The sequence below is a fragment of the Haloterrigena salina JCM 13891 genome (assembly GCF_000337495.1).
GTDB lineage: Archaea > Halobacteriota > Halobacteria > Halobacteriales > Natrialbaceae > Haloterrigena > Haloterrigena salina.
This window is the reverse complement of record NZ_AOIS01000011.1, coordinates 180,396-189,496: the sequence shown is the minus strand read 5'-3', so window position 1 is coordinate 189,496 and position 9,101 is coordinate 180,396. Positions and strand designations below refer to the sequence as shown.

Here is a 9,101-nt window from a genome sequence, read left to right as displayed (position 1 = left end):
ACCATGATCCGCGTCCTGAGCCTCACCACAACCGACTGGCGCAGCTTCTATCAAAGCCAGATGACAGCCCTCGAGCGCGCCGGCGTCGAAGTGACGACGCTGCCGGTCCCCAGCGAACATCGGGCCCATGAGGACGAGGTCCAGCGGCGGACGCCGCTCGATTACGCCCGCTACCTCCCGCAGGTACTCCGAGCGGCGCGTGAGGACTACGACCTCGTCCACGCCAACTACGGACTCACGTTTCCGTTCGCCGTCGCGGCGTCGGCGCTACCGAAGACCGACCTCCCGGTCGTCTGTACGCTCTGGGGCGGCGAGTATCGCGACAACCCGTACGCTGACGTCATCAGGTGGTTCACCGCGCGCGCCGATCGTGTCGTCGTTCCCTCGAACGCGATGGCCGATCGCGTCAATCGACCCTGTCACAACGTCCCCTTCCCGGTCAACACCGAACGGTTCCGACCCGTTCCGCGGGACGAAGCGCGCGAACGCGTCGGTTGGGAGACCGACGAGCGGATTGTCCTTTTCCCCTACGCTCCCTCGCGCGAGGAGAAGAACTACCCGCTGGCCGAACGGGTCGTGGACGGACTCCCCGACGACGTACAGTTACGAACCGTCGCCAACCAGCCCTACGAGGAAGTACCGTACTACCTGAATGCCGCCGACGCCGTCCTGCTCACCTCGCACTACGAGAGCGGACCGATGACGATCAAGGAGGCCGCAGCCTGTAACGTCCCGGTCGTCTCGCGCGACGTCGGCTTCGCCCGTGAGGTGCTCGAGCCCGTTTCCGACTCCCATGTCGTCGACGACGACAACGCACTCCAGGCGCGACTGGCCGACGTGCTCGCGGGCGATCGCCGATCGGACGGGCGAGCGCACGTCACCGGGTACACCGTCGACGAGATGGGGGACCGACTGCGTACCGTTTACCAGCGCTGTCTCAAAAACGTGGCATAACGAAGAGCGAGCGACGTCAGACGTCCTTTCCGAGCCAAATCGAGGCCGTTCCGATCGGCTCAGAGATCGACGAGAACGTGGTACGGAATGTCAGCGGGAAATCGTGATCGGTGTCGCTGCGGCCAACATGACCAGTAGCTGAATGATGACTTTCTCGAAGTGATACAGCGAATCGAGCATGCTCGTTCGTTACGTGAGTGAGCAGAGTTCAATCGAGGCCAGTACGAAGGAATGCAGTCACTGGATGCGAAGTGGTTCACCAGTGCCAATAAAAGAAAGCCAATGGGCTAGTTCGATTGGTCAGGCGGTATGGATTCCTGCAATTGCAGTGAAGGAGTAGCGGACACCGGTAGTTGAACTTCCACCACTCGAATAGATCCCTTCGAGAACAGTAAGGTCGCTATTCGAGTAAGGATAAGACGGATTCTCGAACCGACCTCGTGTCCATTCACTACCGTTGGCATCCAATGTGATCAAATAGGTGTCAGCATCTAAACCATTATTAGGGATCATATTGAATGTATCACCGGCTTGTAGGTCGGAGACATCCTTTTCTGCGATAAGATCTGTGCTAGTGGCATCCCGGAGACGGCAGGTCGTGAACCCCTCACTGTTTTGNGAGACATCCTTTTCTGCGATAAGATCTGTGCTAGTGGCATCCCGGAGACGGCAGGTCGTGAACCCCTCACTGTTTTGTGAGATGGTGAGCTGAATCCCATCGAATTCCTGTTCGGTCTCGAAATGAACTCCGTTCTCGTTGGAACTTGCGTTCGCGTTGTTATCGGTTCCGAGATTTAGCCTGTCCCCCGTCTCCAGCCCATCTATTGCCGCGATTGCAGTGAAGGAGTAGCGGACACCAGTAGTCGAACTCCCACCACTCGAATAGATCCCTTCAATGACCGTGAGATCATCATTGGTGTATGGGAAGGACGGATCCTCGAATCGGCCACGAGTCCATTCACTTCCGTCAGCATCTAACGTAATTAGATACGTGTCAGCTTCGAGTCCACCGGCAGGAGTCATTTCAAAGGAATCTCCGGCTTGTAGGTCGGAGACATCCTTTTCTGCGATAAGATCTGTGCTAGTGGCATCCCGGAGACGGCAGGTCGTGAACCCCTCACTGTTNGAGACATCCTTTTCTGCGATAAGATCTGTGCTAGTGGCATCCCGGAGACGGCAGGTCGTGAACCCCTCACTGTTTTGTGAGATGGTGAGATGAATACTATCGATCTCCTGTTTGGCCTCAAAGTGGATTCCATTTTCGTTGCTTGTGGAATCTGCGTTGTTATCAGTTCCAAGATCGATTTGACCATCGCTGCCGCCACCGGTGTCATCCTCATAATCGAAGTAGAACGTTGGGAAGTCGTCAGGCGTCAGCGAAGCCTCAACGCCGGCCTGGCTGGCCGAAACGGCCGTATTGGAATAACTCGATCCGTCGGCCGTGTTGAGTGTGCCGTCAGCACCCATCCGAAACGTTGTGTCGGCGTTGCTGTCAACTTGGTTGCCTCCGTTGAGAGTGACGGTACCGGGTTGCGGCTCAGAGTCGCCGACTCTAAAGTAGCCGACTGCAAACGTCTCGTTACCGCTGGTCTCGTCAAGGATGTAGCAATCCTCGTATGTCGAGACGGGGTTCGCGCTAGAGTCAACGCGAATCGGCGTCGAGTCACCCGATTTGAAGTGGAAGACGGTATTATATAGCCGGCCGCCTTCAGCCGGGGTGCCACCGCCTGACCAGTGCATAAAGCCCGCACTCCCCCAGTCGTCGCCCTCGAGAACACACGTTAGTCCGACGACTTTGTCGAACTCGGGTCCGTCGTTGCCGAGCGCGCGGCCGGGCTCGTCGGGTTCCTCATGAGGAAAGTCCGTGTTGATCTCCGAGTGTCCGCCGACGATACTGTCGTTTTCGCCGATCCTCATATTCGTGCGGGCGTTGTTGAGCGCCTCGCAATTCCACAGTAGATTGTGCCCTGGCGAATTACGGACGTAGTACCCGTTATCACGGAAGCCTTCGACGTAGCAGTCTTTCCAGACGTTCCGCCCCTCGTGGCTCGGGTCGGCGCCGGCGGGGATAGCGTAGTCGCCGCTGGAGTTGAGATCCTCGATACACCCGTCGGGGAGCGATAGCCGTTCGATCAGCCCTTCGCCGTTCGGGCCCATCTGCGCGAGGAAGTTGGACCGGTTGCCCCCGCCGGTCGCGACACGCTCGCGCTCCCCCCGAAGGGTTACGTCCCGAACGTGGAGACGATCGCTGATACCATACGAGCGCAGCAGTGAGACGTCTGACGTCTCGCTAATGTCGAACGTGATTCCCTCAAGCACGAGCTCATCGGGGCTCATTTCCCAACAGGTCCCCGTCATGGTGAGATAGACAGTTGGCGGGTCATTGGGATCACCGATCAACCCGACGAGAGACGCGCTCGAGGGCGAGGTCTGCATTTCGTACTCCCCGCCGCTGCCGAGGTCGACGATAGCACTCCCCGAGGCACTGTTGATTGCATTTGTGAGGTCGCCGCTTCGGCCCGAGTATCCTGTGCCGTCCTCGGTCGGCCACTCGTCGCGAGGGTCGTCGGGGGCGTTTTGCCAGATGTCGTATGCCCACTGCGGGACTTCCGGCGTGAGGTTAATCTCGCTGCCAGAGCTAGTTGTAGATGCGGCCGCTGGTTCCGTCCCGTGCGTGAATCCTAATAGCAGCGCTCCGATGCTGGCTCCACCTGCCTTCAAATAACTGCGCCGACCGAACTTATTAGAGGATCTTATTCTCTTATTCTTACTACTTTTGCGAATATCTTTTTCCGTGTCGGACATGCATTGAAGTCTGAGGAACCATTGGCCATGAGTACTAGTTTAATAATTCAATTTCAATGAGTAAAACAAGGTGTTCAACAGAACAACTTATGTACCTTGACATTATATGATTACGGAAGAAATAATAGAAAATAATAATATATTGAGAATGTTACATAGGAAAAGGGTATATAGTTGTGAACGGAGGACTTTATTTATTATTTTTAATTGATAGAATTAGGGCCTAATACTAAAGAATAGATGGTGGGGGAAGATATATTATATACATAGAATTCGGAATGACCCTCAATACAAAAGCAAAATGATGTACTGCGCGTCAGTTCGACTAACTACTAATTGGTATTCCTTGTGGTCTAATGGAGACCAAGGGTGTAATTTTGGGGTGTCATAGAAGAATTCTCCCATTGTGATCACACTACTACCGGATTCTCGAGTACCTATTATCCTTATTAAACCTGTGAGACATGATAGCAACGCAAAAAGAATAGACGCCTAAAACAGGTTTCTGGCCTGAGGGTGTTCCACCATGCAACTTCTACACAGCATCTTTCCTAATGGCTTGTCCAAATCCCGTTCTTCGGGGAGTACGCGGTGGTCGACAGAGTTACCACGCTCAAAGCACTCGAGTTCGACCGGAACGCCCCGCTCTTCGAGTTCGGTCATGTGCTGCTCTAACTCTTCCAGAGTCGGAGGGTTATAGTTCTCTCCCTTTTCGACCGACTCGCCCACGACTTCGATAGTTTCGCTCATGTCTCTTCGTTCGCTTCTGGCCGCGCCTCGAGTTCGAAGTAGGTACTCAACTCGTCGATGTCGTCAACGAGCGGGACAATGCACTCCTGGATGAACAACAACTCCTCATAGAACGCTCAAGCGAGGTGTTCCAAGTGTCTGACCGAGCCACCCCGTGGCCGTTGCTAATGTCTTCAGCAACATCTCGGAGGGCTTGCTCGGGGCGATTGGTAGCCTGGTAGATGAGTTCATCATAGAGATGTCGGCGGCCAATTCGCTCCACTCTGCGGCGTTTCAGACATCTAACCCACCTACGTCGCGGGTAGTCGCTTCGACACCGGCACCGTGGCATTCGGACTGCCCCCACAGGAACAATCGATCGATATGCGAATGTCCCGATTACTCGTCGATCAGCAAGTGCCCGTCATCGGTGAATCCTCACGCGATCCGAACTGGATCAATCACTTGGCAGCTCAACCGTGGGATTCCTCTGGAACGTGTCTCGGAGCGAATGAACACTTCAATCGATGTACTGCTTAGACATTATGATCAGCCGACCCGAATGGAGGAAATGCGAGAGCGAAGGCGGCCATACCTAGATCGGCTTACCTTCAGTGACAAGGAGGGCGAAGGTCAATGATGTTTGAATCCGGGCGATCCCACTTACGTCGTCGCGAACAACACCGTGAGCGACGAGTTCGTGCTGATCGACCGGTTTGAATCTCGGAAGTCGCAGCGCTCGAGTGAAGCGAGAGTGATCGTCTTCCGTTAGTTCAAATATCGACCGTTCCACTCTAAATTAATTCGCACAGTTCCCCGCGCGTCTTCTCTTCCAACAGTTCTACATCTCGTAGATGACTCGTTACCCAGCGGTGATAGATCATCTTCTGATTCTCGTCGTCTCGCTCTTCCGGAAGAACCGTTGTCTCGGTGTGATCGTCGCGCTCTCCGCACCGGAGTTTCGTTGTACCGCTCCCGCCGAACGACGAGGACCTGGAGAAGAGTTCCGAAGTACTCTCCGTTCGCTCGAGGGCGCGATTGGACCGACCACTGAATTAGTCTTCGTATACATCGGGATCGACATCCCGCACTTGGGCGAAATTCCATCGTGACCCGTGGCTACAGGGGAGCTCACAGGTAGGGTGTCTCAAACCCACTGAAAGTATACCCTGATTTTCCTAGTTAATATAATACAATACTCCTGGTTTTCATAGTTACAAAATCGCATGCAAGAGAATACTACTGATGATCCAGTCTTAGATGAACCGAGTGTGGCTGAGAGGACACCCAGTGCTGGTGTCTCTCGTCGTCGACTATTACGCGGGGGGAGCCTCTTGGGCGTGGGAAGCCTGCTCGGGGTGACTGGGGCAGGAGTCGATAATACGGCAGCGGAAGAGATAGAGGGCGCGGCAGGTGGCGGCTGTAATCGGCCGGATGAGGTCGTCCATCTCGATTACGGAGCGTACGAGAGCTGGGAGGACATCTACTGGATGTCCAACGGTGATCGTGAGAACCTCTCAATTGTCTCCAGCCCGACCTACGCTGGCGATACCGCACTCCAGCTTCGTGTTCGGGACGGCGAGCATTGGGGGCTAAGCACCCACTATAGCTTCGATGATGGACTACTCGAACTCAATGGTCGTGTCGCTTTCGCACTCAATACGAGTTGGACGATGGGGAACGAGAGTGAACACTGTCGGATCTGGAACTGTGCCATGTCGCTCGGGGAGGGGAGTGCCAGCGGCGGTGTCCCTGATGGCACCAATGGATGGAGTAACCGCCTCTATGTCAGTACAAAGGAAACCGATCCAGATGGACCCTTCCATCTGCTCTCCTATACATACCATATGGACCAGAATCAAGATCACGACTATCTCCTTCAGCAGGAACCCTACGCCGTACGTCAACCGGAAATCGTTCCGGGACGGTGGTACGAATTAGAGTATTATGTCTGTATGAACACAATTGACGATGATGGCGTGGCAAATTCGGACGGCGTCATCCAGTACTGGCTCGATGGCGATCTCATCTATGATCGGAGAGATCTGAGATTCACGGAAGACCACGAAACCAATATCATCGAAACGAATGGCCCTGCCGGGTACTACGGCGGGAGGTACGTGGCTCCACAAAACCTCTACTCCTATTATGCCAATCACTCAATGGCTCTCAATGGGACGTTCGGAGAGGGGTGTTGAATCTCACTTCATCGGTTCCTTTTGGAAGGAAGGAAATGATGAGCAGTTCTGCCCCGCGCTCGAGGACGAACGTGTCAGCCGTGACGGCATGACAGTGAACGGTCGGAACTGAGCATCGAGACTCGAGCGAAGTTTTCCGGGTCGATCGGCGGCGGAGCCGTTCAAAACCACGGTATCTACTACTCGACGACTTCCGTGAGGGTCAGCAACCTCCCAGCCACGCCGCGAAGAAATCACGCGCGACAAAAAGTGCCGAATCCCGTCGCTGGGTGCTTAGCTACGCCGACGGGCTAACAGCAACGTTCCTGCGACCACGGCGGAGAGCGCACCGCCGACGCCGAAGCCGGGAACTGATTCCTCTTCCTCCTCCTCGGTTTCGCTGTCGTTGTCAGCGGTATCGTCAGTACCGGTCTCGTTTTCCGAAGCGGTAGTCTCGTTGTCGGCGGCTTCGCTGTCGTTGCCAGCAGTAGTATCGTCAACGGCAGTGCCGTTCTCCGAAACGGTAGTGTCGTTCTCAGCGACCTCGGCGTCGTCAGTAGTAGTATTGTTAGCGGTCTCGTCAGCGGTAGCGTCGTTCTCCGAAACGGTAGTGTCGTCGTCGTCGGTCTCGGTGTCGCCGTCAGCGGCGGTACCGTCGGTAGCACCGTCGTCCGCGGTATCGGTAACAGTGAGTGTCCCCGAACGTTCCTCGTCACCGGCGGTGATCGTCCACTCGTAGTCGCCTTCGGGGAGGGCGATCCCTTCAGCGGTGAAGGTGACAGACCCCGTGTCGTCGGTGCTGGCAGTCACTTCCTCCTGGATCTCCTCTCCGTTGATCTCGAAGACGACAGTAGTCGTCGCTGGCTCGCCATCGGATGTGGTGACGGTCACGTCGAACGTGCTCGATTCGGTCGTTGCGACCGAGTCCGGTGCATTGACCGTCACCTCAAGGTTCGTATCAGCACTTTCGTCGGCGTTTGCAGCGGCCGCGGTTGCTGCGCCCGCAGCGACTGTCGACAGAGCGACTATCGACGCGATCATCACTGCGGCGAGTACGGTCCATCGGGTTTCTCGAGTTGTTTCGAATGTCATGTGTTTTGGGTGGTGTCTGAGTAGATCTTCCATCAATCGCCGGCGCCGTCTACAGTACCAGCGGCGACCAGTCTCGTTCCGCAGCTACTTTGCCTCGAGTCGACGCCGTCTCCGTTTCGCTACTGCGGTCGGTTCGAATCTGCGAGGGGATTATCCCTCCTGTTCTGGATCCGTTGGCTATCGCCTCTCTTGGACTCACACGGTTATACTTACAATCGAGTTAGCGATGATTGCAGGACAGTTTCACTCTCTCCATATACGCCGGTGACATTTCGAGCAGCGAAACGGCGATTCGAAATTCCATATCTTCCGACCTGTCGGGTGTGCGTTCACTTAGCCGGGAGAGACGGTCGCTATCACCAACCGAACGGCGTGCAACGCGCTATCAGAACTATAATAATGATCTGTTTCTCCGAGGTAACGATCACATGGGGTCATTACAGACATCTCGACGAACGTTGTTGACAGCCGCAGCCAGTTGTGCACTCGCCGGCGTCGCTAGTGCTAATTCGAGCGCCGAATCCAGCAGCGATCTCTCGAGAGACTCACAACAAATTCTCGAAGGTACTGATCACGAAACGACGGTGTACCAGACGGTTGCAGACGCCGACGGACCGACCGTACTGGTCGTTGGCGGAATGCACGGCAACGAGGTTGCAGGGTACGAGGCGGCGAGCGCCATTGCCGAGTGGGAAATCGATGCCGGCACGCTCGTAACGATCCCCTACGCGAACGCCGATGCTGTCGAGCAGCGGACACGCACGGGCGACGACGGCGTCGACCTCAACCGTCAGTTTCCCGAAGGCGAGGAGCCAACGACGGACCTCGCTCGAGCGCTCTGGACCGTCGTTGACCGCTCCGATCCCGACGTAGTTATCGACCTCCACGAGTCGATCGGCATCTACGCCGGCGGTCCCGTCGACGGCGTCGGGCAGGCGATCTTCCACTCGGATGGTACCGAAACCGCTACCGATGCCGAGCAAGCTGCTGACGCCGTGAACCGAAACCACGTCGACGAGCCCGGACTCGAGTTCGAGACTGATACCTTTTCGAGGCCGGAAAACGAACCGAGCGGGTTGCTCGTCCACAAGGCCTCTCGAGACCTGAACGCGCAGTCGTTTCTCATCGAAACCTTCTCGCGCGGTCCCGACCTCGAGACGCGCATTGACTGGCACACACGGTTAGTGACGAACCTGACCGAAGCGGGACTGTTCGAACCCGAGACAACGACCGATGACTCGGCCGGTGACACATCGGACGATTCCGATGACGAGCAAGTCATCGAAGAGTGCCCCGAAGACGATTCCTGAGAAGACCAAAGGACTACCCTCTTCGACGCTTAGA

Annotated in this window: 5 protein-coding genes; 3 read left to right on the top strand and 2 right to left on the bottom strand. The window is 55.9% G+C overall.

Annotated elements, in window-relative coordinates; genetic code table 11:
- Positions 1-3: 3 nt before the first annotated feature.
- Positions 4-954, top strand: coding sequence for a glycosyltransferase family 4 protein (locus tag C477_RS02750; RefSeq protein WP_083870231.1), 951 nt, complete (start codon positions 4-6; stop codon positions 952-954).
- A gap of 3,297 nt (positions 955-4,251) precedes the next feature.
- On the opposite strand, the gene C477_RS02740 is transcribed toward C477_RS02750, so the two are convergent.
- On the bottom strand, positions 4,252-4,509 hold the full coding sequence (locus tag C477_RS02740) for a hypothetical protein (RefSeq protein WP_008892900.1): 258 nt from the start codon (positions 4,507-4,509) through the stop codon (positions 4,252-4,254).
- A gap of 1,313 nt (positions 4,510-5,822) precedes the next feature.
- Between C477_RS02740 and C477_RS02735 the strand changes: the two genes are divergently transcribed.
- Positions 5,823-6,686 carry a hypothetical protein gene (locus C477_RS02735; RefSeq protein ID WP_008892898.1) on the top strand — a complete coding sequence of 288 codons (864 nt, stop codon included), beginning with the start codon at positions 5,823-5,825 and terminating at the stop codon, positions 6,684-6,686.
- Between the two features lie 273 nt (positions 6,687-6,959).
- Here the strand turns inward: C477_RS02735 and C477_RS02730 are convergent, their stop codons facing one another.
- On the bottom strand, positions 6,960-7,556 hold the full coding sequence (locus C477_RS02730; RefSeq protein ID WP_239641835.1) for a PGF-CTERM sorting domain-containing protein: 597 nt from the start codon (positions 7,554-7,556) through the stop codon (positions 6,960-6,962).
- A gap of 785 nt (positions 7,557-8,341) precedes the next feature.
- Here C477_RS02730 and C477_RS02725 point away from each other — a divergent pair.
- Entirely contained in the window at positions 8,342-9,067 is a 726-nt protein-coding gene (locus C477_RS02725; protein ID WP_008892896.1) for a M14 family metallopeptidase, read from the top strand.
- The last annotated feature ends 34 nt before the right edge of the window (positions 9,068-9,101 follow it).